The sequence below is a fragment of the Sporosarcina sp. FSL K6-1508 genome, assembly GCF_038007465.1.
Lineage (GTDB): Bacteria > Bacillota > Bacilli > Bacillales_A > Planococcaceae > Sporosarcina > Sporosarcina psychrophila_B.
Genome location: NZ_JBBOXF010000001.1, coordinates 852,728 through 879,004, shown reverse-complemented (window position 1 = coordinate 879,004; position 26,277 = coordinate 852,728). Strand labels below are relative to the sequence as shown.

Below are 26,277 nucleotides of genomic sequence, written 5' to 3'. Positions count from 1 at the left end.
TTCTTCGTGATATGGCTAAGTGCGGTTTTTTTTTGAAAAAAAGTACCTTATCCATTTCACATGAATAAGATACTTTAAAATTTTACTATAACTTCCAATCAATACATTATTCTCTTGTAAGTTTCGGTAAATAAATCATCGCCTTAAATAAATCACCATCTACTTGAACTAAGAACTTTCCGCGTTGGATATGAATAAGGCTTTCGGCAATCGACAACCCTAATCCACTGCCCTGACTTGTTCTAGATTCATCCCCTCGTTTAAAGCGTTCCATTAGCTCATCAGCTGAAATATTTAATTCATATGCTGAAATATTTTTAAATGTCACGAGTATTTCATTCCCTACATCTTCAACATCAATATATACCCTTGATGCAGGCTGTGCGTATTTAAAAATATTCGAAAATAAGTTTTCGATGGAACGCCATAACAGTTTCCCATCAGCCTTCACATAAACCTTTTCTGTTGGATAGGCTAACTTAAAATCTAATGCCGACGCTTCAATTTTTTCATCCATTTCTCCTATTCCTTGCGTTAGTAATGATACGATGTCAATCCGTTCTTCCTGAACAGGTATACTTCCACTTGATGCTTTAGCCGCTTCAAATAAATCATCCGTTAAGTGCTTGAGTCTTTTCGATTTTTGATCTAACACATCTACATATTCAGCAATTTTTTCAGGGTCGTTTTCTATTTTTAATAAATCGACATACGTAATGATTGACGTTAAAGGCGTTCTAATATCATGTGAAACGTTCGTAATGAGCTCTGTTTTTAAACGCTCGCTCTTAATCTCACTATCCACCGATTTTTTTAACCCATCAGTAATACGATTAATATTCGCTGCCAGTCGGCTAAACTCCCCTTTTCCTTTTCCATCTACTTCAATTCGATGCTGAAGATTTCCATTCTTAATTTGCTCCACACCCTCTTTGATACGGTTAAACGACTTCACTTTTTTTAACGCAAACCAAGCTGCTAGACCAATCGTAATCGGAAACATGAAAAACGTTGCCGCAACTACGATTGGATAACCAATGACAAGCAGCACGGTTTTTACACCTATACTGCCACTATCAAATACATGCTTCCCCGCAAGAAAAACTTTTTTCAGGATTTGATAAATGAGTGTATACGAAAGTATTGTCCTATTTTTGATATGCTTGACGAGCGATAAAATCAGCAGTAAGACAATGATAAAAATTGGTACCGAGAGCGGCAGGTAGATCTCACGAACCACTTCAATAATCAGTACGAACCACATCGACATTAAACAACCGACAATCACCATATTAAGGTCATTATAAAGCTTATCAATGACATGAACATGAATGTTTTTATCTTTAAACGATGTTCTTCCAATCACAATCACTAAATATATAAAAGATACAATAAATCCTATTAAAAATAATATGGATTCATTCATAAACTTTTGGGCTTTTACTTTATCTATTTCCCATTCTTGTATTTTTTGCTGTAAAAAAGAATCTGTAAATGCTACATACATAACATCTGTTTGCGGGTTCAGTTCATCAAATTTATACGTGGAAAAATCATAGTAGTGACTTTCCACCACTCTATTTGGGTACACTTTTTGTTGGTAATCCCCAAATAGCGCATAGGCATCATACGATTCAAATTGCTCTTTCTTATTCAGTTCACTATTGGAAAATATATGCTCACCATCGCTCGCGTAATAGACGATACCTTCATACGTTTTCAGTGTATCGACTGCCTGATAAAATTCCTTCACTTGCATTTGTATATGTTCTTCTTTTTTTTGCTTGATGTCATCTGCATATATTTCTTTGAAGATACGCTTATTGTCCGCTTCAGGTAAGTTATGATCATACCCATCCGAATAATAAAATTTATCATAGAATAATTCATTTTCAATTTCTCGTCTGTTATCTTTCGTTAATGCCTTACCACTTAAAATATTGGCTTCACTTTTATAGTTTCCAACTAATTTCGTTAAGGTGTTAAATAGGCCGTAACTTTCCTCCGAGAATGCTTGGCTTTCAAAATAATTATCTGCATTTACATCATTGAGATTGACTCTATTATATTCCAAATCAATCAGTGCCTTCGCTATACCCGTTAAACAAACAATGGCAATCAGAAACGCAACTACTTTCGTAATGCGTGCATGACTAATATTTTTCAACTTTGTATCCAACTCCCCATACAACTTTTAAATACTTCGGCTCTTTCGGATTAATTTCAATTTTTTCTCGAATCTTTCGAATATGGACTGAGACCGTATTTTCTGGATTAACAGCCCTTTCATTCCATACCTTTTCGTAAATCTCTTCAATTGTGAATACTCTCCCAGCATTTGCTGTGAGGAGTTTTACAATTTTATACTGCACCGGTGTCAAATGAACATCTTCTCCATCCACGGTAATGACTTTCTGTTCATCATCAATCGTGAGCCCGCCCGATTGAAATACATGACTACTCACCTCAAGACTCCCAAATGTCGTATACCTTCTTAGCTGCGATTTCACTCTGGCCATCAATTCTAACGGATTAAACGGCTTAGCCACATAATCATCTGCTCCGATATTTAATCCGAGTATTTTATCATGATCCTCTGACTTAGCAGAAAGCATAATTAACGGAATCATATTATCTTGCCGAATTTTCATCGTCGCCGTAATCCCATCCATTTTCGGCATCATAATGTCCATAATAATGAGGTGAATCACGTGATCTCGAATAAGATTGATTGCCTCTAGCCCATTGTAAGCTTTGAACACTTGATATCCCTCATTTTCCAAATAAATGCTAATCGCCCTTACAATTTCTTTATCATCATCACAAATCAAAATGTTCAACTACATTCACTCCTCCATCTCTCTCGGTTCACATGATCACCCCTATAGGATTCGTATAAGGATATAATACTAGTTAAATCTTAACAAACACACATACCCTTTCTTAATGTTTTCTTAGTATTTTTCCTAAGTAAGTGCTTGTGCCAAATATACGTCATGAACTTAGAAAATTATATAACCTGACATACATGAAAAAATTCTTAAAAAATTGGTAAAAGCCGATTTTCTGTTTGCTCAGAAAATCGGCTTTCTTTTTGTATTTATATTTAATTTGATAAATGTAAAGCAAAAATATCTCTTACTTATGATACGGTTCGCCCAGCACAATTCCCTTTTCTTTTAATATCAATTGTATAGCTTGTAAACGTGTAATTGGATCATTTGGTTTAAATGTTCCATCTGGATAACCTTTAATTATTCCTTTGACTGTCAAATACATAATTTCATCGACAAATGAACTTACATCCTTAAATTTAGGCGTTGTTTTAGGTAGTGTTCTAGCGTTGGTTGCTTGTTCAAAAGAATAGGCTAGATCTAATAGTGACTGTTCACTGTACGGCAATCCTAGGAAAGATACCCCAACAGGTAATTCTTCTTTCGTGGAACCGGCAGGAACTGTAATTTCAGGGAATCCCGTAGCCGTTGCTACGTAACCAGCGGCATACGTGTCATACGCTTCACATATATATGTCGGGTCTTCCTGATCGAATCTTGATGATGCAGGACATGACATGGTTGGGAAAACAATTGTATCCAAGCTTTCCTTATCCATGATTGACTGAACTTCATTGCGCACCTTAGGGATCTCTTTTGTTACTAAATCATTATATTCTGGCGTATCTTTAAATGCCGCTTGTTTCAAATTCGTTTTTAGACCTTCCAAACCTGCTGGATTTACTGGCGTTGCAGAATTCAAAACTTCTGGCGATTCACTGACTTTGATAACATCTTCTACTGTTTTTGGCTGACTTCCCGGGAACCGTTGTAAATACTTCTCCAATTGAACCTTGAAATCTGCTGCGCCAATCGGCCCAATAATAGGTGTCCACAGGTACTTTGTCGTCTCCGAGAAAGATACCGGTATAAGTTCGGCACCCATTGCCTCCATTTTCTTCAAGGCTTTATTCGTAATCGCATCTACTTCGGCGTTATCTCCAAAGAAGTCAACAGCTACTCCAATTCTCGCATTTTTCAGGGCCGCATTGTTTAATGACTTACTATAATCTTCAACAATATGTCCCTTTGCCGCTAATGTTTGCTCATCCTTCTCATCGACTCCAGCCATGAAACTCAATGCAATGGCTACATCTTCTACAGATCTAGCCATTGGACCTGGCGTATCGAAATTTAACGAGGAAGGAGCGACTCCGTCACGACTGATTAAACCTAGCGTCGGTCTAATACCGACTAGACCCGTAACATGGGCTGGTCCTCTAACAGACCCAGATGTATCCGTCCCTAATCCAAATACACCAAAGTTTGCTGTGACCGCTGCTGCAGTTCCGCTACTAGAACCAGAAGCATCGCGTTTAAGGTTGTAAGGGTTTAAGGTTAAACCACTCAAAGAGCCATATCCTAACCTTCCATATGATGCTGCGAACTCTGACATATTTGTTTTCCCGATGATAATGACTCCTGCATCCTTCAATTTCTGGATCGTAAAAGCATCTTTTTCAGGGTAAGCTTCCTTTAGTACAACAGAACCTGCAGTTGTAGGCATTCCTTTTACGTCAAAATTATCTTTAACAACAATCGGAATACCATGTAGTACACCTCTTGTACCTTTACTTTGTCTCTCTGCGTCCAATTGCTTTGCAATCTCTATAGCTTCTTCATTAATGTTAGTCAACGAATTAATCGTAGGGCCTTGCTTGTCATAAGCTTTTATACGTTCTAGATAATACGTAACCAACTGCTCAGAAGTAATTTGATTGTTATCCAAGGCTTCCGAAATTTCTTTAATACTCTTTTCAAATGGATCGAATTTGGTTTCTTCTGCAGAAACACTTGCCATTGGAAGCACGGCCATAACTGCCATAAGGGCTATCAAGGTGATAACATGATTTAATACTTTTAACATGGTATTTCCCCCCTATTCTAAATTAAATGAAACATAAAAATTTTTCTTTTACAATTTAAATTGCTGAATGGCTACTTCCAATTCATTTGACATCCTAGCTAACTCTTGAGAAACCGCTGAAACCTCTTCCATGGAGGCACTCATTTCTTCGGAGGATGCCGCAACGTTTTGAGAATAATTATTTACTTCAATACTCGTTTTTGAAACTTCTTCTATGTGAACGACCACTTCAGCTATATGATTCTTCATGTTTTCCATCGCTATGCTAGCTTCAGATATTTTTGTTGTACCAGTGAGAATAGAATCCATAATTTCCCCAAATGCTTTCCCGCTTTCATTCGCAAGTTTCATTCCCTCTTTAGCCGAACTTACGCCTAGATTGACAAGTTCCATCGAATCTTCAATTCCATCATTAATATCGTGAATGATCTCATTGATCTGCAATGCTGAGTTGCTAGATTGCTCTGCAAGTTTTCGAACTTCATCTGCCACGACTGCGAATCCTTTTCCATGTTCACCAGCTCTAGCAGCTTCAATTGCAGCATTCAAAGCTAATAAATTCGTTTGCTCTGAAATGGACTGTATCATTAAGCTAATTTGTCTAATTTCATTTGATTTTTCATTTAACATGCTGATTTTCTCAGCGGAAGAACTCACATTTTTATCAATTTCACTCATCTGACTTACCGTTTGTTCAACGACCTCACTACCTTGTTTAGCCGTTTCCGTTGAATAATGGATGGAATCTTTTACGTTGCCCATACTCACTGTCACATCATCTACACGATTAAACACTTCATTGATAATACCTACAGCGTTTTTCATAGCCTCATCCTGGTCATCAGCTCCAGTAGCAACCAATTGGATTGACTCGGATATTTCGCTGGAAGCTGTTTGATTTTCAATCGAAGACGCTGCCAACTCTTCAGAGGTCGCAGATAATTGTTGAGATTCATGCGCAATTTTTCGCATGGTTTCTTTCAAACTGGTAGACATGGTATTGAAATTCTCTCCCATATCCCCGATTTCATCGTTCACCTTTACCGTGACTTGTTGCGTCAAATCACCTTTTGACATCGCTAAAGACAAATCACTAATGCTTTTAATTCTCTTCGTTATACGTAAACTCATTATAATAGACGCAATGACAGCAAGAATCGCGAAAACCCCACCTATAATGAAAAGCATTGTTCGTATGAAAGTCGCCGTACTTAAAATTTCGTCCTTCTTAATGACAGCAATATACTTCCAGCCATCAATTTCTGAAGTGATTGTGTTCAATACATAGTCTTCACCATCTAGGTTCGTTTCAAATGGGCCGTCTTTGCTTAAATCTGTTAATTCCGGAACATTTAGTTCGGAAACGGGTTGGAAGTTCAATTCGGAGTTTTTCGGATGTGCAAGGATTGTTCCATCTTCTTGCGCAAGAATGACATAACCTTTTTTACCGATACTGATTTCCTTAATAATATCTGTTAAGCCTTCCAAACTTACATCCAGGCCTAACACACCTGTTTGCTTTCCGTTTTTTTCAATCGATACTACATTACTGACTATAATTCCCTCTACCCCAGTTGCCTTATAGGCACTTGTTAATTTTACTTCTCCTGGTTCTGCAATAGCCGTGTTATACCAAGGACGGTCTCTAGGATCGAAACCAGCTGGCGTGGGCCCCTCGGGATATTGGACATAACCTCCATCCGATGTACCTATATAAACATAAGAGGCTTTAGGATGACTATTACTAAATTGAGAAAACACATCAAAAATGGCTTTCTCCTTATCCCCATTTTCTGAAGGGGTCATATCAATTGAGCCTTCCCCCGCTATATCTTTATAGGAAGTAATACTTGAATCGGCATTTAGAACGGAATGGTCATTAGCTAATAAATTGACATTTTCCCTAATCGTTTCAAAGTATAGAGAAATTCCATTATCCACCTGTTTAATTTCTTTCTCGCTGAAACTAATATAATCATCCTTGGTTTTTTTGCTAACTGTTTTATTCACTAACACGCCAACAAATACAATCGGTACTATCGATAGCAATAGTGAGAAAACTAATAACTTTGCTTTGAACGAAATCCTTTTCTTATTCATTTGCACAATCCTTTCTATTTAATTAATAGTGAATCAAGCGTAAGTTGCCTGCTGCTTCAAAGCTTTTAAATTGTTAACTTCAAGAATCTCTTAATCCTTTCTAACTACGTCTTTTTGCCAAATTCATTCTAGGTGGTTTTAAACACTCAAAAAACTATTCTATTTAATATAGAATAGCCAAAGGATTTATATATATATTAATCCATAAATTTGGTAACCAGGCGATCATTGTTTAGATTGCAGGACTTTTGATTAATCCCTAAACTTTAGATCCTAGGCTTTGCGTGCTGCCCTTTCAGAACAGGTTGCCTTTAACTTCTATAGTTTTAGTTTAAAATTACGCTCACCAATAATCTCACGTAACTCTACAAAATTCAAGACTTTTTAACCACTCCTCACTGTTTATCTATGAAAAATGAATCACGAGGATAGTTCGGAACCAGTTAAAAAGTAGGTTTTCATCGACTATGTATAAGGTTTTATAGAAATGAAGTCAAAAATATGATTTCAAATTAGTAATTGATTGATTTTGGCGACATTATCCAATATTTGGCTGATACTATCGCTTCACCCGCCTACTATTTGCTACAATGATAACTAATCTCGATTACTTTGACACACCTAATTGGCCTATCTCCCAGTTCGAGATAGACCTTGAAACCATTTGAGCTTCGCATTTTCTCCTTGAAATCCCTTTTCTTATGGTTTCCTTTGAATTTATCTGGCTCTAACGTTTGTCACTGACCGAGTCTCATCATATTTTATCAATAACCGCCTTTACTTATGATACGGTTCCCCCTTCATAATCCTGAAGGCCCTATACACCTGCTCCAACAATATCAGCTTCATCATCTGATGCGGAAATGTCATTTTCGAAAAAGACAACAATTCATCCGACCGTTTTATCACGCTATCATGAAGCCCCAGCGAGCCTCCGATAACAAACGCTACCTTGCTCCGCCCGTATGTCATTAGCGACTCCATATCCGCTGCTAGCTCTTCTGATGTCTTCATCTTCCCTTCAATCGCGAGCGCAATCACATAGGAATCCGTCCCTACTTTCGCCAAAATACGATCCGCTTCTTTTTTCTTCACGATTTCCATATCTGCATCACTTAATGATTCAGGTGCTTTTTCGTCCGGAACTTCTATTAAGTTAATCTTTGCATAAGCACCTAGTCTTTTTGAGAATTCTTCTATACCCATTTTTAAATATTTCTCTTTTAATTTACCCACTGTCACAATTGTAATATTCACAAGTTGTCCACCCTTTTTTTATTATTATAAACAAAACTTATACACATATCCACATCACTTATCTACATGTTGTGTCCGACTACTCATCCCTCACAACATATAATGCCGCGTCTTCACAATACGAGCACTTTGTGGATAACTTATTTTCTTCTGCTACAGCTTCCATGATTGGAAACTTTCCCTGCTCAGCTACAAAAACGTCAAGAGCATGGTTTATATGGGTTTCACAGCTATAAGTATTCATTTTCATCCCAACTTTCAGCTTTTTTATTTTACACAAAGTTATTCACAAATTTTTAGATTTATCCACAAAGAGCGAATACAATAAAAAAACGGGCATAATAGCTAGCCGATAGCTATTATGCCCGCTGTGGATAAGTTTTCATTGTAAAGTGTTTGTAATGCTATTACTAAAACGAGTTACCGTCTTTTAACACCATTTCTATTTCGAGCAACTTGCCTTCACGATACACTTTCATTTGCATCGTATCACCCACATTCTTCGCATTATACAGGTGTTTTCGTAAACTGACCATATCTTCTATTTTTTCTCCATCCATTTCAACAATAACGTCATATTGCATAACGTCGGCAATTTCAGCGGCTGATTTGCTCATGACTTCATTCACGACTACTCCGTCTGTTATGGTGGCCGGTAATTTGAGCATATCCCGTTGCTGTTGTGCCGGAATACTTCGGAGGTCAAGTAACGTGACACCCATTGTCGGACGGTTTACCTTACCGTTTTTTTCAAGTTGATCGATAATCGGCGTTGCAAGATTGATTGGGATTGCAAGGCCAATTCCTTCAACCGTTGCTTCTGAAATTTTCATGGAATTGATGCCGATTAGCTGGCCGGCAAGATTAATTAGAGCACCGCCAGAGTTCCCTGGGTTAATGGCTGCATCCGTTTGCAAGACATCCGCAAACCAGTCAACTGTACCATTTTCATCGAAATCAATTGGAATTGATCGATCTTTTCCCGATACAACACCTACTGTCACAGAACCTGAAAAACCGAGGCCCAGCGGATTGCCGATTGCAATTACCGTTTCTCCACGTTTCAACGCATCTGAATCTCCAAAGCCAATAACTGTTTTGACAGGTTTAGCATCAATTTCAATGACGGCCAAGTCTGTCCACATATCGCTACCAACGGTTTTTCCTGCTGTTTTTGAGCCATCATCGAAAGTGATTTCTAATTCTTGTGCACCTTCCACGACGTGATGATTCGTGACGATATACGCTTTGTCGCCTTGTTTTTTATAAATAACGCCCGAACCTGATCCCGTTTCCCTAGTTGTTTCTACGGGTGACCAAGGATCGTGAACCGTCTGCAAGTTTGTTATGCCAACAACCGAATCCGCCACTTTTCCGACGATATCTGTTATGTCATTATTCATATCGTAAGATAAACGTTCAGTTTGAATACCGGCCTGTTGTTTTGACACATCTACAAGAGGTGTTTCCTTCGTACTACTTCCACCTTGCATGATAAACCAGACAAGTAACGCACCAACTACAACGCCAAGAATGCCTGGCAGAAAGCCGCCCCTTTTCTGAGGCCGGCGCAGACTTGGTTGCGGTTTATTTTCCGGCACAGAAGGTTCCAAATCCCTAGTGGCAGGATTTTGATTGTATTCGTCCATATACTTCTCCCTTTCTGAAAATGCTGTTGTATTTAACATTACCCTATTTTATCCGTTTCAAAAGGAAAAACCTCACCCTACAGAGATTTAAATAAAATCCCTCAAAGGTAAGGTTCAATGCATGACTTCTATACCGTGACAAGTTCAGTCGGCTGGTCGGCATCCGTATCATAAAGATGAACGAATTCGCCTGTAACAATCCCGCATGTTTCCAGCGTCTGCGTGACACTCATCCTTGCAAGGTCTTTCATATTATTATCTTTACTTAAATGTGAGAGATAGATTTTCGTCTCTTTTTGCTCAACTACTTCACTGATTGCGACTGCTGCATCTTCATTAGATACATGTCCTACATCACTGAGGATCCGACGTTTAACGGACCATGGATACCGTCCTACCTGCAACATACTGACGTCATGATTACTTTCAAAAACAAAAGCATCTGCACCTCTGATAAAACCTTTCATCCTGTCACTCACATAACCAGTATCCGTAATAACCGCAAGTTTCCGGCCGTTTTCATGAAAAACATAAAACATTGGATCAGCAGCATCGTGCGAGACTGCAAATGATTGAACATCGAGTGAACCGAATGATTTTACAGTTTCCATATCAAATTGAAAGCGCTGCTCAAGCGGTATGTTGCCAACAAGACCATCCATCGCCTGCCACGTTTTTTCATTTGCATAAATCGGAATGCCATATTTACGTGCTACGACACCAATTCCTTTTATATGGTCACTATGCTCATGCGTTACAAAAATACCATCGATCTGTTTCATAGAACGATCGATTCCCGCTATTAAACTGTCCATTTTTTTTGCACTGAAACCTGCATCCACAAGAAATGCATGTTTATCATTCTCTATAAATACCGCATTGCCGCTACTGCCGCTTGCGAGAACACTAAAACGCATTACAAAAACCCCTTATTCATTATCTTCTTCAAACGGTTCAGACTGAAACTCTATAATCATACCTTCAATTGCATTGATGAAGTAATCTTCCATTACCTCATCCTTCAATTCTACACGTATATGCCATGTCGGGGCAAATACTTGAGTTTCCGTCACTTGTACAAGGCTGGAATAACCAAGCGTCATATCTTTTATCTTATAGCCCTGTTTCAAATACCCTCGTGAATATAAGTTCTCGATTGCCTCGATAGGTGATAGAAGATCGTTTTTCTGATTGAAGCTGTCGAATTCGCCCAGCATACTTTGTTCGTAATTTGTTACTTCTCCATCTTCGTTCCAGTATACCCTCAACATTGCAGTCCGGCTGTAGTAGATTGGATTGTTATCTACCTTCTGGAAAAGTAACGCCCGTTGTTCTTCTTCATTTACTTCCCAAAGTTCATACCGTTCCCCATTCATGACATACTTCGAAAGAAATTCTGTGAAATCATATTTTCCTTTTTCATGCATCACGCTGAACGGATCTACCAGTGTAGATTGAAGCAGTGATTCATGCAGCAATTTGACGGTTTGATTTTCAAGTTTTTCAAGCTGTTCATTAGCGAATATCACAGGTTTTGCAGACACGTAAAAAGGATCATTTTTATAAGGCGGCAAGTTATCGTACGTAATATTGTCCATCTTTAATGATTCTTCAATCGGTGTTTTTCCGATTACCTGGACGTTTTGTGCATCCGTAAGTTTAGTTAGGTAAAGCCAGTAAAGAAAGACGTTTACGATTAAAAATACGATAATGAATATCGTTTTCGTCTTATTCCAATCCAATCGGCTCACCCCCTAAGTTTTCAGGTGAAAAACGATGCCAGCTTTCGCTATTCTTTCTTTTCACCAAGTAAAACCATGCTGGTTCCATGATGAAATTCTCTTTTTCGGTATCATGCTTCATGAAATAACCTGGAGCAATTTCATCGATAGTATCAAAATCCACCATATCCGATTCGATGAGCCTTTCAGCGATATCGATACCTGAGGGGAGAAATTCAGCTACTTTTTCGTGAGGAAGCGACCAATTAAGAAGGAAGTAAGGCCTCTCATATTTGTATATCTGTTTATTTCCCCATTTTTGTATGATTTCAGCAGTCGAACTAGAATCCGTGTAAACGGGAAGCCCCTGCACGAATAAGCGGAAGTTCACGGTACGTGATTTTGGATTCATGTACGTATATCTAAATTCATCTGTCCAACCACCATGTTCATTAACAAAGTTGATCGTATCTGCCAGCAACTCAGATGGGATTGCAAGTTCACTAAGGCGCGCGGTAGGATAAGCATACTCAAATTTCAACTTATCTTTGTCAATCTTCATCAACGCGTGGTTATCAACTAGCTCTTCCTTGTTAGTAGCCACCTGGCTACTCCGTACTGCATTTGGATCACTGAACAATGCATCACGAAACTTACTGGGAGGGGTTTCTCCCTCAATAAACGTGTATCGGTCTATTTCAACGGGGTTTTTGGGAACAACAATTAAGGTAGAACCTTCAGGGTTTACTTCTGTATACTCTGCAAGTTCCCGGGCTTGTGTCAATACAGTACGTTGAAAGTTTCGATAATCCTCGGGCTTCGCCTTTGCACTATAAAGCGTCTTGTTCGCCCTACTGACAAAGAAAATATCCATCGCTATACCGGCTGGGTTCCAATCGACTATAATACGGTCGAAAGAAATCACCGGTACAATTGGAACCGGCTCATTGATGTTCAAGACATTATCATAAACAGTCAAGGGTACCTCACCATGAAAGAACAATGTAAATCGGTTCTGTTTTCGAAGCAATGTTCTAAGATTCTCTGCACTGAAATTGCTATTCACCGGCTTAAGATCTGATACTTCCCATTCTGTTATTTCATCCATAATCTCATCGATGGTATCTGAATCAGTTGTTCCTCTTAACACGTCGTCAAAATTGAACACAGTTTTATAGGGTTTGATGAGCTCATTAAATTTCTTCTTCTCCGCAATCGCAACATCTGCGGGCGGTAGTTTCTCAATCGTGTCATAACTTGGGGTATACGTCCAAATAGAAAAGGTCAACACCATACTTAATGCGACAAGCAAGAGAAGGATTATCGATTTAACCGTTTCAATGTATTTCAATCCCACTCACCGTCCTCTTGAAGTTCGAACGGCAACGTAAAGATAATTGTCGTTCCTTTTCCTTCTTCACTTTCCGCCCAAATCTCTCCTCCATGCGCCATAATCATTTCGCGGGCAATTGCAAGACCTAGTCCTGTACCACCCAACGCACGTGATCTTGCTCGATCCGCACGATAAAATCTGTCAAAAATACGTTTGACATTCGCCTGCGGTATTCCCATACCATCATCCGAAATCATCACTTTAATAAGATTATCGGACATTGTAATACCAAAACGAATATTGCCGCCATCCGGAGAGTACTTTAACGCATTTGAAATGATGTTATCTAACACTTGCGTCATTTTATCCGTATCAATCTCAACAAACAATTCGTTTGAAGACAGAAGACGTACAAAATGGACTTCTTGCGATTTTGAAAATTCAAATCGATCAATTATTGAGTTGAAAAAGTAATTGAACTCAACCCATTCTTTATTTAAATCATAGTCTTTACTATCCATCCGTGATAGTTTCAATAAGTCATTAACAAGCCGAATCATCCGCTCGGTTTCAGTCTGTGTTACATGTAAGAAGGACGGTGCAATCTCCTCGTTTTTCCACGCCCCGTCAGCGAGTGCCTCCAAATAGCTGCGCATGGTCGTGAGCGGTGTCCGCAATTCATGCGATACATTTGATACAAATTCCCGTCGTTCCATATCAATTTTTTCTTGTTCCGTGTTGTCATGTAAGACAACAATAAGGCCATTCACAAATCCCGTCTCTCTTTGTGTGACGGAAAAGTTTGCCCGTAAAATATAGGGTTGATCTTTCGTACTAAAATCTAGGGCAATTGACTCTTTAATTTGGATTAAATCTTCAAATGCATATTCCTGTTCGAGTCCAAGAATGCTAGAAATCGGACGATTCAAGACAAGATCCCGTGTCAGTCTCAGCATTACAAGAGCGGAGTCATTAATAAGGCTGACACGTCCTTTTCGATCGGTCGCAATGACCCCATCGGTCATATTCTCTAACACAGAGGCCAGTTTTCGTCGTTCACTTTCGGTCGATGACTGGGATTCTTGCAATTGGTTTGTTAAATGGTTGAAGGCGATTGCAAGCTGCCCCATTTCATCATTTCCGTAAACACGAACCTTTCTGGAGAAGTTCCCTTTCGCCATTGCTTGTGCCTGCCGTCGCATGTCAGAAATTGGCCTCGTCATTGTCTGCGCAATTAAAATGCCCAGAATGATGGTAATTGTCAAGGAAACAGCTACACCGCCAGCCAAAATTTGATTCACTTCATCGATTTGAGTAAACACCTTTTCAATGTTAGCTTCTAGATAAAGCGTGCCAATCACTTCTTCATCCACGATGATAGGTGTTGCTCGAACCAAAACCCGATTTCTTGTTTTCAAGTTAAGATTGATCACTTCGTCCGGTGATTTAGATGTGATAGACTTTCTCACAATTTCGACCGGTGAACGCTGTCCTACAACTGATTGGTTATCAGCAGAAGTCGCGAGAATAAGATTCCCAGCACTGATAACCCGGATTTCATTGATATCCTCCGATTTAAAACCTGAAAGGACGGCCCGAAGACTCATTTCGAGTGTCTGCGGGTCGTCCGTGGCACGTTTTTTCGTCATTTCTTCAAGAACACTGAATTCCACTAGACTCATTCTATCGGCTATCGATGTTGTGAAATTTGTTTTCAAGGTTTGCTCAAGCTCACGTGCAAAATAAAGCCCGATAACTTCCATGGCAATAAGAATGAGCATCACATAAATTAGAACAAATTTAACATGGATAGAGCGAAAAAAACCAACCTTTTGCATAGCTGTTACTCCTGTTCCGGATCCCGAAGGTAATAGCCTACGCCGCGTCTTGTTACAATCCACGTCGGATGACTTGGTGTATCTTCAATCTTTTCACGTAAGCGGCGGATTGTCACATCTACAGTCCGTACATCTCCAAAGTAATCATAGCCCCATACCGTTTGTAAGAGATGCTCGCGTGTCATTACTTGTCCGATGTGCTTAGAAAGATAGTGTAGCAGTTCAAACTCCCGATGCGTCAATTCAATTTTTTCATCTCTTTTTAAAACTAAATAAGCATCTGGTTGAATAATCAGGTTGCCGACCGTAATATCATTTGTCGCCCCTTCTAGTTCTTCTTCAACTGACTTCATATGTCTTCGTAAATTCGCTTTTACACGTGCAATAAGCTCGCGTGTGCCAAAAGGTTTTGTAACATAATCATCTGCACCCAGTTCCAAGCCTAGCACTTTATCGATTTCAGAGTCTTTCGCCGTTAGCATAATAATCGGAAAATCATATTTCTTACGAATCTCTCGACATACTTCCATGCCATCCCGTTTTGGAAGCATGATATCGAGAAGTAAAAGGTCGGGTTTTACTTCCTCTACTTTTTCAAGTGCTTCATCTCCGTCATACGCACAGAAAACGGTGAAACCTTCCTTTTTAAGATTAAATTCAAGTATATCTGCAATAGGTTTTTCATCGTCAACAATCAAAATTACTTTATCTTGCATATTCTCTTCCCCCATCTCGCCCTGTCGGCGCCTCTTTCAATGTCCTTTTACTCTATCATTCTTCCCTGTCATTCGCACGTTTCTGTTGCTAACACCTTTTTTACCATTATCATTATTTCCCGGGCAATATTCCCCGAATATTGTCGAATAGCATTAAATAAGTGAAAGTCGCTGTAGTCCAGACAGTGACCTCTATATGTTGAGATAAAGAGTTCCATTGAACTGGTGAGGCGCCTTCGCTAGGTTTATACACCAGATTCAACACTTAAACTTATATAATTATTTAAAAACTGCATACATTCCAATCTTTTAAAAAGGACGATACAACATGTGTATCGTCCTTAATTACCTATTCATCTAAAAAAGCTCATAGGGTCGATATTAGATCCGTTCTTGAATACTTCAAAGTGAAGATGGACACCCGTAGAACGGCCTGTCGATCCCATGACACCTATTTTTGTCCCCTGCGGTACAGTTTGTCCTACGCTAACGTCAATTGAAGAGAGGTGAGCATACAAAGTCTCATAGCCATTGTTGTGTGTAATAACCACATGATTTCCATATGTGCTGTGCCGTCCAGCGGTTGTAACAACACCATTGTCTGCAGCCACAATCTCATATGAGGATGGGCGCGCAATATCGATGCCTTGATGGGTTCTGCCCCAACGAGTACCCATTTGGCTTGATACATACCCTCCTGATGCCGGCCAAATGAAGGTGCCTGATCCTCGTGAAGGCATCACTTTTGTTCCGACAATTGTCACTTTGTTTACTGGCTCAGCAATAATCTTCTCATCAGATATTGAGCTACCTATCTGCTGACCGTCCATTTTGCGAATCAGAGCAGTAACTATTTTTTCTCCGTCAGAACCTTTCTGTGTCACTTTCTTTTCACCTTTGTATAAGGAATTATCTTCTTCAGATAGCTTAGCATATTTAATTGTTTCTTTTTTCTTCGTCTCATAATGGACTTCCACTTCTACATAAGGTTCGATAGCTGTAACATTGAGCTCATCGCCTAACCTAAGAATCGTATTTTCTGTAAAGCCCGGATTTAGTTCCAACAGTTTAGCTGTCGCCATATTGTGAGTGACAGCAATCGATCCAAGGACATCCCCGGAACTGACTACATACTTCTTCTCTTCCAGCGTACCTTTATTAAGAAGGGTCATGGCTTCTTTTGCATTTCTTACCTTTTCTGGAGCTGTTTTTCCTGGCACAGCCTGTATCTCACCACTAATCAAGATGTTGGCAATGCGCGTTTCATCCACCTTCAAAGGGGGTACAGTTTCAGAAGACGCTGTGCGGGCTTCGAATTCGTTAAGCTCCTTCTCAGTAACGGATTGTAATTTCAGTTTGCGAATCACTTCATCGTACGTAGCCATATCATTGACGTAGAATGCCAGTTCTCCGTCAATTGAAACACCGATTGCTTCCGCTTCTACGGATAGCATTTCATGAAGTTTTTCGAAGACGATGCTATCGTCCGTTTCTGCTGTAAATACTCGTTCTGGAATCACTGACAAATCTGTTCCTATAGTGAGCGGGAGATTCTCAAATTCGGAGGCCGCCTTTTGTAGTTCTTCTTTTTTCAATTTTTCCAACTTTTCTTCGTCCGATATAACACCCACATATTCCCCTTTTGAGTAGATATGGAATATTGTTGAGAGGGCTGCATTCTCATCTTCATTAGCAACAACTGAATTTATCCCAAGTCCTGCTAACATTAGTGTCATAATAAGGACTTTCTGAACCTTTTTAAAAGGACGATTAAAACTTGGTAAAGTTCTTTTTGTTTCGTCCTGCTTATTTCTTTCGAAAAACATGTATGAAACTCCCTCCATATTTCAATCAGAAGACTGATATAGATCATTTTCAATTGACCAAATTTTTCACGCCCCTTTAATTTAACATATCCTATCCAGTTCTTATAGCATTCTAGATCTTTGTAATGTAATTGTAGAATTGCATCCAATTATTAACTATTCCTTTTTATTTAGTAGGGAATTTTATTTTCTAGCACATTGCTTGTCTACAATTTCCTAATTTGTACACTTGTCTTTCTACTTCTCTATCATTTTTGTGAAGATAATTTACAAAAAAATACATCTCGTCTACCGGAAGCTCTTGGTAGATGAGATGTATTTACATTTAGTAACTTGACGTTCCTGTTCTATTAGTAGTCAGACGACTCGTGTTGACTCCAGTCGATATTGACAAACTTGTTATATTCCTTTGCAAAAGCAAGCGTCACAGTGCCTGTTGGACCGTTCCGCTGTTTTGCAATGATAATTTCAATCATGTTCTGGTTTTCTGTTTCTTTATCATAATAGTCTTCCCGATAAAGGAACGAAACGATATCCGCATCTTGCTCGATACTCCCTGATTCCCGGAGATCGGACATCATTGGCCGCTTATCCTGACGTTGCTCAACCCCCCGGGAAAGTTGGGACAGTGCGATTACTGGCACTTTCAATTCTCTCGCAAGTGATTTTAACGATCGGGAGATTTCCGAAACTTCCTGCTGGCGGTTTTCACCAGGCTTAGCGCCGCTTCCTGCAATCAGTTGCATATAGTCAATCATTATCATGCCCAATCCATGTTCCTGTTGTAAGCGTCGGCATTTTGAACGAATGTCATTGACCCGTATGCCTGGAGAATCATCGATGAAAATACCAGCATTTGAAAGGCTGCCCATTGCCATCGTAAGTTTGCGCCAATCTTCTGCTTCGAGGGCACCTGTCCGGAGTACTTGTGCATCAATATTACCTTCCGCACACAGCATCCGCATCACTAGCTGCTCTGCTCCCATCTCTAAACTGAAGATCGCAACGTTTTCATCAGTTTTAGTCGCCACATTTTGCGCGACGTTTAACGCAAATGCCGTTTTACCAACGGATGGACGCGCAGCGACAATAATTAAATCGTTGCGCTGAAAACCCGCTGTAATTTTGTCCAAATCCCGGAAACCTGTCGGGATACCTGTAACGTCACCTTTTTGCGTATGAAGAAGTTCAATACTATCATACGTTTCAACGAGGACATCTTTGATATGACGAAAATCCCCGGCATTTTTTCGGTTAGATACTTCCATCATTTTCTTTTCCGCTTCAGAAAGAAGTGCTTCAACTTCATCCTCCCGTGCGTAACCATCTTCAACAATTGAGGTGGCAACCCGGATAAGACGTCGTAGAAGTGCTTTCTCTTCAACGATACGTGCATAGTGCACTATATTGGCTGCTGTTGGAACTGAGTTGGCGATCTCCATCAAGTATGAAATACCACCGACATCCTCCAGTTCCTTTTTAGCAGATAGTTCTTCTGTGACTGTGACAACGTCAATTGCCTGACCTTTGTCACTGAGACTAATCATCGTCTGGAAGATTTTCTGATGCGCCATCCGGTAGAAATCTTCTGGCATAAGAAGTTCAGCCGCAGTAATGAGCGCTTGTGGTTCAAGAAAAATTGCTCCGATGACCGACTGTTCCGCTTCATTATTATGTGGTGGGACGCGATCAATCATCTGATTCATCTACCCAATCTCTCCTTATCCTTCTTCTATTACATGTACTTTAAGTGTTGCCATAACATCTGGGTGGATTTTAATGGGAACATTCGTAAAGCCCAGTGCGCGAATTGCATCCGGTAATTCCATTTTGCGGCGGTCCACCTTGATGCCTTCAGTTTTATTCAACGCTTCGGCAATTTGTTTTGTTGTAATTGAACCAAATAATCTTCCGCCCTCACCAGATTTGGCTTTCATTTCAACTGTAATTTTATCAATTTGATCCTTCAGCACTTTCGCTTCTGCCAACTCTTCGGCAGCATCTTTCGCGACCCGATTTTTCTGTCCTTCAAGTCGGCTGATATTCCCAGCTGTTGCTTCAACGGCCAATTTATTTTTCAGCAAGAAGTTTTGCGCATACCCCACAGATACTTCTTTTATGTCACCTTTTACCCCAATACTTTTTACGTCTTTCAATAAGATCACTTTCATTACGAATTTCCCCTTTCTGTCTTTGTATTTAATACATCTATTAGCATTTCTTTTGCTTTTTCCACCGATTCAACGTCAAGCTGACATGCTGCATTCGTCAAATGACCACCGCCTCCGAGCTCCTCCATAATGAGTTGAACATTCAATTCACCGAGAGAACGGGCGCTAATACCAATTTTACCATCTGCCCGGGATGCAATCACAAATGAAGCTGCAACACCTTGCATCGTAAGTAGGATATCGGCAGTTTGGGCAATTAGAACAGTGCCGTAAACAACTTGGTCCTGCCCTTTTGCAATGGCAATACCTTCATCGTATAAATCAACCGTTTCAATTAGTTTGGCCCGCATAATATACGTATCGATATCCTCTTTTAAAAGACGTTGCACAAGTACGGTATCTGCACCATTCGTCCGTAAATACGATGCAGCTTCAAACGTTCTTGCCCCTGTACGCAATGTAAAACTTTTCGTGTCGACGATAATACCTGCAAGCAACGCAGTCGATTCAAGCATTGTAAGTTTTTCATGTTTTGGCTGGTATTCAATTAATTCGGTTACAAGTTCGGCAGTGGAAGATGCATATGGTTCCATGTAGACGAGCATCGTGTCGTTGATGAACTCTTCTCCCCGACGATGGTGATCGATTACTACAACCTTCTCTGCCTTTTCAATAATGCGTTCATCAATGACCATACTTGGCTTGTGTGTATCAACAACGATGATCAGGGATTTCTCTGTGATTTTTGTAAGTGCCTCATCAGGAGTGATGAATTGATTGAACAAATCCGTATCGCGCTTAATTTCATCCATCAGGCGCGTTACACTTCCGTCCAACTCATTAAAGTTAACAACGACATGACCTTCTACATTGTTCATGCGGGCCATTTTTCGAACGCCGATAGCCGCTCCAATCGCGTCCATATCCGGCATTTTATGACCCATCACAAACACTTTATCACTGCCTTGGATCAGATCACGCAGAGCATGCGATATGACCCTTGCACGAACGCGCGTCCTTTTTTCAACAGGATTTGTTTTCCCGCCGTAAAATTTCAGCTTCCCGTCAGAACGCTTGATAGCCACTTGGTCACCACCGCGCCCAAGCACTAGATCTAAACTTGACTGCGCCAGTTCACCCAGTTCTATTAAGGACGTAGATCCCACCCCTACGCCAATACTAAGCGTCAAGGCAGTGCTCTGCTTGGCAGTTGTTTCACGAATATCATCTAAAATCGAGAACTTCGTTTTTTCCAAGTTGGCCAATGTTCCTTCGTTAAAAACGGCCAAGAATCGATCTGTCGCAATTCGCTTTACAAAGATTCCATTCGTTGTTCCCCAACTATTTATAAGTGACGTCACGAGCGAATTGAGCTGACTTCGAGTCTGATCGTCCATCGCCTGTGATACTTCATCATAATTGTCGACAAGAATAATTCCGAGAACCGTACGGTCAGCATAATAAAGGGTCTCCATCACTAGTTGCTCCGTAATATCAAACAAATAAATGAGTTTCTCCTCTGCTTTGTAGAAAACTTTATACGACTCTTCTCCAATCGTCAAAACATTGTTTTCCGGTTTCTCACTCTTTAAAATTGTATGGAATTGCTCGGACAGATCGAACAACTCATCGCCAATAAGCGAATCCGACTTTGCAAACACTTTCGCAGCATACGGGTTTGCCCATTCAACGACATTTTTTTCGTTAATAAGGATAATTCCAATCGGCAATTCAAGAAGTGCTTCTTCTCCGACTTTCTTCATCCTGTATGACAATGTTTCAATATGTTTCTCTGTTTCATTATAAGTCTGTTCTTCAAATTTCCACGCAATTATTGCTGCCGCTGTAAATAAAATGGAAAAAAGAAGTCCGAGCCAAAAATGAGATAAGAGCAGAAGCACTGCCGCCATCACGCCCAGAATCGACAATACTGTCAATGGATAACGTATTGCCCTTTTTCTAAAAAATGACGTCATTGTCACATCCCCTTATTTCAACTTGTCTTTTCTGAGCCAGGCGCGTATATTCACTCCCGTATCAAGTATTCCGAGCATCGTTGTTATCGGAGTCAGCACCAATGCAAAAATAGTGGCAACGACTGTTGCTACTTTCGGTAATTTCATTTCATTTACATAGTAATGGATAAGTGAAACACCTTGCAACAGAAACAGAAATCTTAAAAGTGTAGTTGCATTGACGATGATTAAATATAGATTTGTTCCCGGCTTCATGTCTGTAAAGAGGGTAATAAGAAGAATTACTCCGTACAGGATCACTGTAATGATCGGCAACTTCATTTCCCGGAATGGCGGGAATTTCGGTACTTCGAATCCTAACCGCTTGGCAACGCCAAGATTCAGTGTAAGGATGATAAAAGCCAATGTGAAAATACTCATAATGAAGAGGGATGGAATAGTGTATTCGTATACATCGAACGTTGCTGTAATGATTTCATCATAGTTGTCCGGCAAGCCGCCGGTGTTAGCCATGAAAGAAGTCATCTTCTCTTTTGTAGTCTGCATAACTGTCATCAATTCATCAATCATATTAAAACCGAAGAATAAGACAGCTCCGACATACATACCCATCCCCATAATTAGCAAGGTGAGTCCAGAAGCCATGAAAATATAAAATTTAGTTTTACCCTTCCTGATTGTTTCCCCGATAATGAAACCAAGAATTCCATGAACCAAGGCAAATGGTACGAGTAGAATGCCTCCGATTAATAAAGACAATACGATTCCGGCTGCTAGCATAAGAAGTGCCGAGGCACGGTCGTATTTCAATCTGTAAAGAATAATCGGCAATGGTATGAAAAACATGGTAATGCTTCCGACAAGAGGCATATATAATGATACCGCAAGCAAGATTGCAAACAGCGCAATCATCATCGCCCCGTACGTGATTTTCCTCGCATTGTCCTGCATAATATAGATTCCTCCGGTCTTTCGTTGGACGACTAGTTCTATCCACTTGTTTAACTTCTGCTACCTTTGGATAGTTACTTCAATTGTATCATGATTCTTGTTTTAAGACCAAAACAAGAACATATGTACTTTTCCTGTTTGAATAAAAAGACCGCCCCCCATCCCGGTTGTACCGGTATGACAAGGCGGTCTATCCAAATAAAATTATCTTTCTTCCGAACTGAATGGAAGAAGTGCCATGATACGTGAGCGTTTGATTGCAAGTGTCAGTTTACGCTGATACTTCGCGCTTGTACCAGTTACCCGGCGAGGCAAGATTTTTCCACGCTCAGAAATAAATTTCTTAAGCAGGTCTGTATCTTTATAATCGATTTTAGTAATGTTGTTTGATGTGAAATAACAAACTTTACGGCGTCTCTTTCCTCCACGACGTGGTGCCATAATTGTTCCCCTCCTTCTCGGCTTCCGATAAGCGGCGCATTGCTTGCTTCTCGAAACCCTCGTTTTCATTGATAAATGTTAACCATGCACATTCGATTTTAGAACGGCAGATCGTCGTCCGATACTTCTATCGGACCTCCGCCTGTCGAGAATGGATCTTCGTCAGTGCGTGTATAGTTTTGCTGATTAGGTTGTTGATATTGTTGACTAGGCTGCTGATTCTGATAGCTCGGTTGTCCACTTTGCTGAGAACCCTGGTAAGGTGCTCCGCCGCCGGATCCCGCTCTATTTTCACCAGATGCATTGCGCGGTTCAAGAAACTGCGTGCTGTCTGCCACAACTTCTGTAGTATAAACACGCTTTCCATCTTGTCCTTCAAAGCTGCCCGTCTGAATACGGCCATCTACTCCGACAAGACTTCCCTTTTTCAAGAAGTTTGCAACGTTTTCAGCTTGTTTTCTCCAAGCTACACAACTGATGAAATCAGCTTCTCTTTCGCCTGAGGCACTTTGAAAAGCACGATTCACTGCTAACGTAAAACGAGTCACAGCAATACCAGTTTGTGTATACTTGAGTTCAGGATCTTTTGTCAATCGCCCTACTAAAACAACTCGGTTAATCATCAGAATTCAACCTCCCTCATCATTTTGTAAGTTTCACCTGTTCATTGTTATATATGGATTAGTCTTCAATGCGGACAGTCATATGACGAAGAATATCTTCGTTGATGTTCGCAAGACGTGTAAATTCATCGATTGCTTTAGTTTCAGCATTCAACTTAATTAGTTGATAGAAACCTTCACGTAGATCGTCGATTTCGTAAGCAAGACGGCGCTTGCCCCACTCTTTCGACTCGATGTTTTCTGCACCGTTAGTAAGAAGAACATCGTTAAAACGTTCAATCAACGCTTTTTTCGCTTCATCTTCTACTGTTGGGCGGATAATGTACATAATTTCGTACTTTCTCATCTGTAGTCACCTCCTTATGGACTTGGGCCCTGCTGATGTCAGCGGGCAAGGAGTAAGTAATACTATTACTCACATCAGTACATGTTAGCATGACTTGATTCATCTTTCAAGTTTTTTCTTGTATACTTTTAGAAAGAGGTGATTTTCAGTGAACGAGTTCCCTGAATCAGACAAAATAATCGAGATTGATTTACCTAGGGTGGCTAAAAATAGCTTAACTATAACTGTGGCGGCTGCCCTTTTTTTATGGGCTTTGAAAATTTTTATTGAAAGAGATTTTTTGTTCTCACTTGGCTTATGGACTATTGTTCTTTTCGTTTCAGGTTATATTCTGTTGATTATCCTGCATGAATTATTTCATCTTCTTGGTTTTCGTGTATTTGGAGGAGTTCCATGGAAAAAGATGGTTGTTGGTGTCAATCTTAAAATGGGTATTGCATATGCAACAACCGATCAACTCATGACAAATCACGCTATACGAAAAGCGCTGTTGCTCCCCTTTTGGATGACAGGTATTCTGCCTGCCGTAATCGGTCTTTCTGTGGGCAGTGGATTGTTAGTCAGCCTGTCTGCTTTACTGATAGGCGGGGCGGCCGGTGACTTCGCAATGTATAAAGAGTTGCGCAAACTTCCGGATGACTGGTTCGTAAGAGATGACCCCGAGTTGCCAAAGCTCTATGTCTATTCACCCGACAAGATCAATGGATTGGGGTAATAGCCGATTATAAGAAAAGCGCAAGCGCCTTGGTAGAGGCGACAGGCATAAGGCGGACCGGCGAAGCTGCGTCCTTTGCCGAGTAGCTGGGTCGACTTATGACCCGAGCCTCTAGGCGCTGGAGCTAGACAGCGCCCCAGGTTGAAAAACTTATACTTTCTTATCTTGAAGAAAAGCCGTATCAGGATATTAAATCCTGATACGGCTTTTTCTACTACGTTTACTATTAAACGTTAAAACGGAACAGCATAACGTCGCCGTCTTTAACGATGTATTCTTTACCTTCCAGACGGACTTTGCCGGCCTCTTTGGCAGCAGTCATCGATCCCGTCGCAACAAGATCTTCATATGCAACCGTTTCAGCACGGATGAAACCACGCTCGAAGTCAGTATGAATAATGCCGGCACATTGAGGTGCTTTCATCCCTTTACGGAACGTCCAAGCACGAACTTCTTGTACACCCGCTGTGAAGTAAGTTGCAAATCCTAGAAGTTTGTAGGACGCCTTGATAAGCTGATCAAGACCTGATTCCTTGATACCGAGTTCTTCAAGGAACATCGCTTTTTCATCATCTTCAAGTTCAGCCATTTCCTCTTCGATTTTCGCACAGACAACGATTACTTGCGCATTGTCTTTTTCCGCAAATTCGCGAACCGTTTTAACGTTCTCATTATTATCCGCGTCTGCAATTTCATCTTCCGAAACATTTGCCACATACAACATTGGTTTGATCGTCAGAAGGTTCATCCCTTTAGCGAGGATAAATTCTTCATCCGTGAACTCAACAGAACGGGCTGGCTTTTCATTCTCGAATGCTTCTTTTAGTTTAATTAAGATTGGCTCTTCTGCAATTGCAACTTTGTCTTTCTGTTTCACCATTTTGGTAACACGTGCCAATCGCTTTTCGATTGTTTCCATATCAGCAAGAATCAGTTCTAGATTGATGATTTCAATATCATCAATTGGATCAACTTTACCAGATACGTGCGTAATATTTTCGTCAACGAAACAACGGACAACTTGGCAGATTGCATCCACTTCACGAATGTGCATAAGGAATTTATTCCCTAACCCTTCTCCTTTACTTGCCCCTTCAACGATTCCAGCAATATCTGTAAATTCGAATGCAGTTGGAACAGTTTTTTTCGGTGTAACAAGCTCTGTCAGTTTATCTAGTCTTTCATCAGGTACTTCAACGATTCCAACGTTCGGATCAATTGTACAGAACGGATAGTTCGCCGCCTCTGCCCCTGCTTTTGTAATCGCATTGAATAGTGTAGATTTACCTACGTTTGGTAGACCGACGATTCCAGCTGTTAATGCCATTCGTTCCACAACCTTTCATTTAGCTTTTTAAGCGGTACTTTCGCTTAAAGAAGCCTCCATTATATGCTCATTCATTCATTCACTCATTCATTCCTATATACAACTCTTCCATTATAAGGACAGCAGGCTCAGTTGTCCATCTACTAGAGAAACCCAGCTTATGATTCAGCTTTTATAAGCACTTTTTTCATTTTTTTCAAAAACTCATTACGCGGTATCATGACGCTATGCCCACAGCCTTCACATTTTATTCGAATATCTGCTCCCATTCGAATAATTTTCCATGAGTTCGTTCCGCATGGATGCTGCTTTTTCATTTCTACAACATCGTTCAATCCGAATACTTTACCTTCCATATAAATTGCAC

23 protein-coding genes and 1 riboswitch are annotated in these 26,277 nt (G+C 40.2%); of the genes, 1 reads left to right on the top strand and 22 read right to left on the bottom strand.

The window, feature by feature from the left end:
- Window positions 1-106: 106 nt before the first annotated feature.
- From MKZ11_RS04070 to rpsF, 20 genes are all read right to left on the bottom strand, one after another.
- Window positions 107-2,167, bottom strand: coding sequence for a HAMP domain-containing sensor histidine kinase (locus tag MKZ11_RS04070; protein ID WP_340792744.1), 2,061 nt, complete (start codon window positions 2,165-2,167; stop codon window positions 107-109).
- Window positions 2,154-2,840 (bottom strand): response regulator transcription factor, encoded by a 687-nt coding sequence (locus MKZ11_RS04065; protein ID WP_340792743.1) that lies wholly within the window; start codon window positions 2,838-2,840, stop codon window positions 2,154-2,156. Before MKZ11_RS04065 ends, MKZ11_RS04070 begins: the two co-directional genes overlap by 14 nt.
- 298 nt (window positions 2,841-3,138) lie before the next feature.
- Window positions 3,139-4,920, bottom strand: coding sequence for an amidase family protein (locus MKZ11_RS04060; protein WP_340792742.1), 1,782 nt, complete (start codon window positions 4,918-4,920; stop codon window positions 3,139-3,141).
- 48 nt (window positions 4,921-4,968) lie between these two features.
- The gene (locus MKZ11_RS04055; RefSeq protein WP_340792741.1) at window positions 4,969-7,020 is read right to left on the bottom strand and encodes a methyl-accepting chemotaxis protein; all 2,052 of its coding nucleotides are present in this window, start codon (window positions 7,018-7,020) and stop codon (window positions 4,969-4,971) included.
- A gap of 209 nt (window positions 7,021-7,229) precedes the next feature.
- A riboswitch (cyclic di-GMP riboswitch) is annotated at window positions 7,230-7,340 on the bottom strand.
- A 457-nt stretch (window positions 7,341-7,797) separates the two neighbouring features.
- On the bottom strand, window positions 7,798-8,277 hold the full coding sequence (gene rlmH / locus MKZ11_RS04050; protein ID WP_340792740.1) for a 23S rRNA (pseudouridine(1915)-N(3))-methyltransferase RlmH: 480 nt from the start codon (window positions 8,275-8,277) through the stop codon (window positions 7,798-7,800).
- 79 nt (window positions 8,278-8,356) lie between these two features.
- Window positions 8,357-8,521: a CxxH/CxxC protein gene (locus MKZ11_RS04045; RefSeq protein ID WP_340792739.1), complete on the bottom strand. Its 165-nt coding sequence runs from the start codon at window positions 8,519-8,521 to the stop codon at window positions 8,357-8,359.
- 166 nt (window positions 8,522-8,687) lie between these two features.
- Complete coding sequence (locus MKZ11_RS04040) at window positions 8,688-9,965, bottom strand: S1C family serine protease (RefSeq protein WP_340792738.1); 1,278 nt, start codon at window positions 9,963-9,965, stop codon at window positions 8,688-8,690.
- Window positions 9,966-10,054: 89 nt separating this feature from the next.
- Window positions 10,055-10,843, bottom strand: a complete 789-nt coding sequence (locus MKZ11_RS04035; RefSeq protein WP_340792737.1) for an MBL fold metallo-hydrolase — start codon at window positions 10,841-10,843, stop codon at window positions 10,055-10,057.
- A gap of 12 nt (window positions 10,844-10,855) precedes the next feature.
- Window positions 10,856-11,668 carry a two-component system regulatory protein YycI gene (locus MKZ11_RS04030; protein ID WP_340792736.1) on the bottom strand — a complete coding sequence of 271 codons (813 nt, stop codon included), beginning with the start codon at window positions 11,666-11,668 and terminating at the stop codon, window positions 10,856-10,858.
- Window positions 11,655-13,004 carry a YycH family regulatory protein gene (locus tag MKZ11_RS04025; RefSeq protein ID WP_340792735.1) on the bottom strand — a complete coding sequence of 450 codons (1,350 nt, stop codon included), beginning with the start codon at window positions 13,002-13,004 and terminating at the stop codon, window positions 11,655-11,657. Before MKZ11_RS04025 ends, MKZ11_RS04030 begins: the two co-directional genes overlap by 14 nt.
- A complete protein-coding gene (gene walK, locus MKZ11_RS04020; protein ID WP_340792734.1) occupies window positions 12,995-14,818 on the bottom strand; it encodes a cell wall metabolism sensor histidine kinase WalK in 1,824 nt (607 codons plus the stop codon). Before walK ends, MKZ11_RS04025 begins: the two co-directional genes overlap by 10 nt.
- A gap of 5 nt (window positions 14,819-14,823) precedes the next feature.
- A complete protein-coding gene (gene yycF, locus MKZ11_RS04015) occupies window positions 14,824-15,534 on the bottom strand; it encodes a response regulator YycF (protein ID WP_340792733.1) in 711 nt (236 codons plus the stop codon).
- A gap of 353 nt (window positions 15,535-15,887) precedes the next feature.
- Complete coding sequence (locus MKZ11_RS04010; protein WP_340792732.1) at window positions 15,888-17,360, bottom strand: M23 family metallopeptidase; 1,473 nt, start codon at window positions 17,358-17,360, stop codon at window positions 15,888-15,890.
- 350 nt (window positions 17,361-17,710) lie between these two features.
- Window positions 17,711-19,066 carry a replicative DNA helicase gene (gene dnaB / locus MKZ11_RS04005; RefSeq protein ID WP_340792731.1) on the bottom strand — a complete coding sequence of 452 codons (1,356 nt, stop codon included), beginning with the start codon at window positions 19,064-19,066 and terminating at the stop codon, window positions 17,711-17,713.
- 15 nt (window positions 19,067-19,081) lie between these two features.
- Window positions 19,082-19,531, bottom strand: a complete 450-nt coding sequence (rplI, locus tag MKZ11_RS04000) for a 50S ribosomal protein L9 (RefSeq protein ID WP_340792730.1) — start codon at window positions 19,529-19,531, stop codon at window positions 19,082-19,084.
- Window positions 19,531-21,507: a DHH family phosphoesterase gene (locus tag MKZ11_RS03995; protein ID WP_340792729.1), complete on the bottom strand. Its 1,977-nt coding sequence runs from the start codon at window positions 21,505-21,507 to the stop codon at window positions 19,531-19,533. The genes rplI and MKZ11_RS03995 overlap by 1 nt, the downstream gene beginning before the upstream one ends.
- A gap of 12 nt (window positions 21,508-21,519) precedes the next feature.
- The gene (locus tag MKZ11_RS03990; protein WP_340792728.1) at window positions 21,520-22,458 is read right to left on the bottom strand and encodes a YybS family protein; all 939 of its coding nucleotides are present in this window, start codon (window positions 22,456-22,458) and stop codon (window positions 21,520-21,522) included.
- 204 nt (window positions 22,459-22,662) lie between these two features.
- Window positions 22,663-22,899 carry a 30S ribosomal protein S18 gene (gene rpsR, locus MKZ11_RS03985; protein WP_179392759.1) on the bottom strand — a complete coding sequence of 79 codons (237 nt, stop codon included), beginning with the start codon at window positions 22,897-22,899 and terminating at the stop codon, window positions 22,663-22,665.
- A gap of 98 nt (window positions 22,900-22,997) precedes the next feature.
- Complete coding sequence (gene ssb / locus MKZ11_RS03980) at window positions 22,998-23,522, bottom strand: single-stranded DNA-binding protein (RefSeq protein ID WP_340792727.1); 525 nt, start codon at window positions 23,520-23,522, stop codon at window positions 22,998-23,000.
- 58 nt (window positions 23,523-23,580) lie between these two features.
- Window positions 23,581-23,868 carry a 30S ribosomal protein S6 gene (gene rpsF, locus MKZ11_RS03975; protein WP_340792726.1) on the bottom strand — a complete coding sequence of 96 codons (288 nt, stop codon included), beginning with the start codon at window positions 23,866-23,868 and terminating at the stop codon, window positions 23,581-23,583.
- A 148-nt stretch (window positions 23,869-24,016) separates the two neighbouring features.
- On the opposite strand from rpsF, the gene MKZ11_RS03970 reads away from it, so the two are divergent.
- On the top strand, window positions 24,017-24,583 hold the full coding sequence (locus MKZ11_RS03970) for a DUF3267 domain-containing protein (RefSeq protein ID WP_340792725.1): 567 nt from the start codon (window positions 24,017-24,019) through the stop codon (window positions 24,581-24,583).
- A 226-nt stretch (window positions 24,584-24,809) separates the two neighbouring features.
- Here the strand turns inward: MKZ11_RS03970 and ychF are convergent, their stop codons facing one another.
- A complete protein-coding gene (gene ychF / locus MKZ11_RS03965) occupies window positions 24,810-25,910 on the bottom strand; it encodes a redox-regulated ATPase YchF (protein WP_340792724.1) in 1,101 nt (366 codons plus the stop codon).
- Window positions 25,911-26,068: 158 nt separating this feature from the next.
- Entirely contained in the window at window positions 26,069-26,266 is a 198-nt protein-coding gene (locus tag MKZ11_RS03960) for a DUF951 domain-containing protein (protein WP_340792723.1), read from the bottom strand.
- Between the last annotated feature and the right edge of the window lie 11 nt (window positions 26,267-26,277).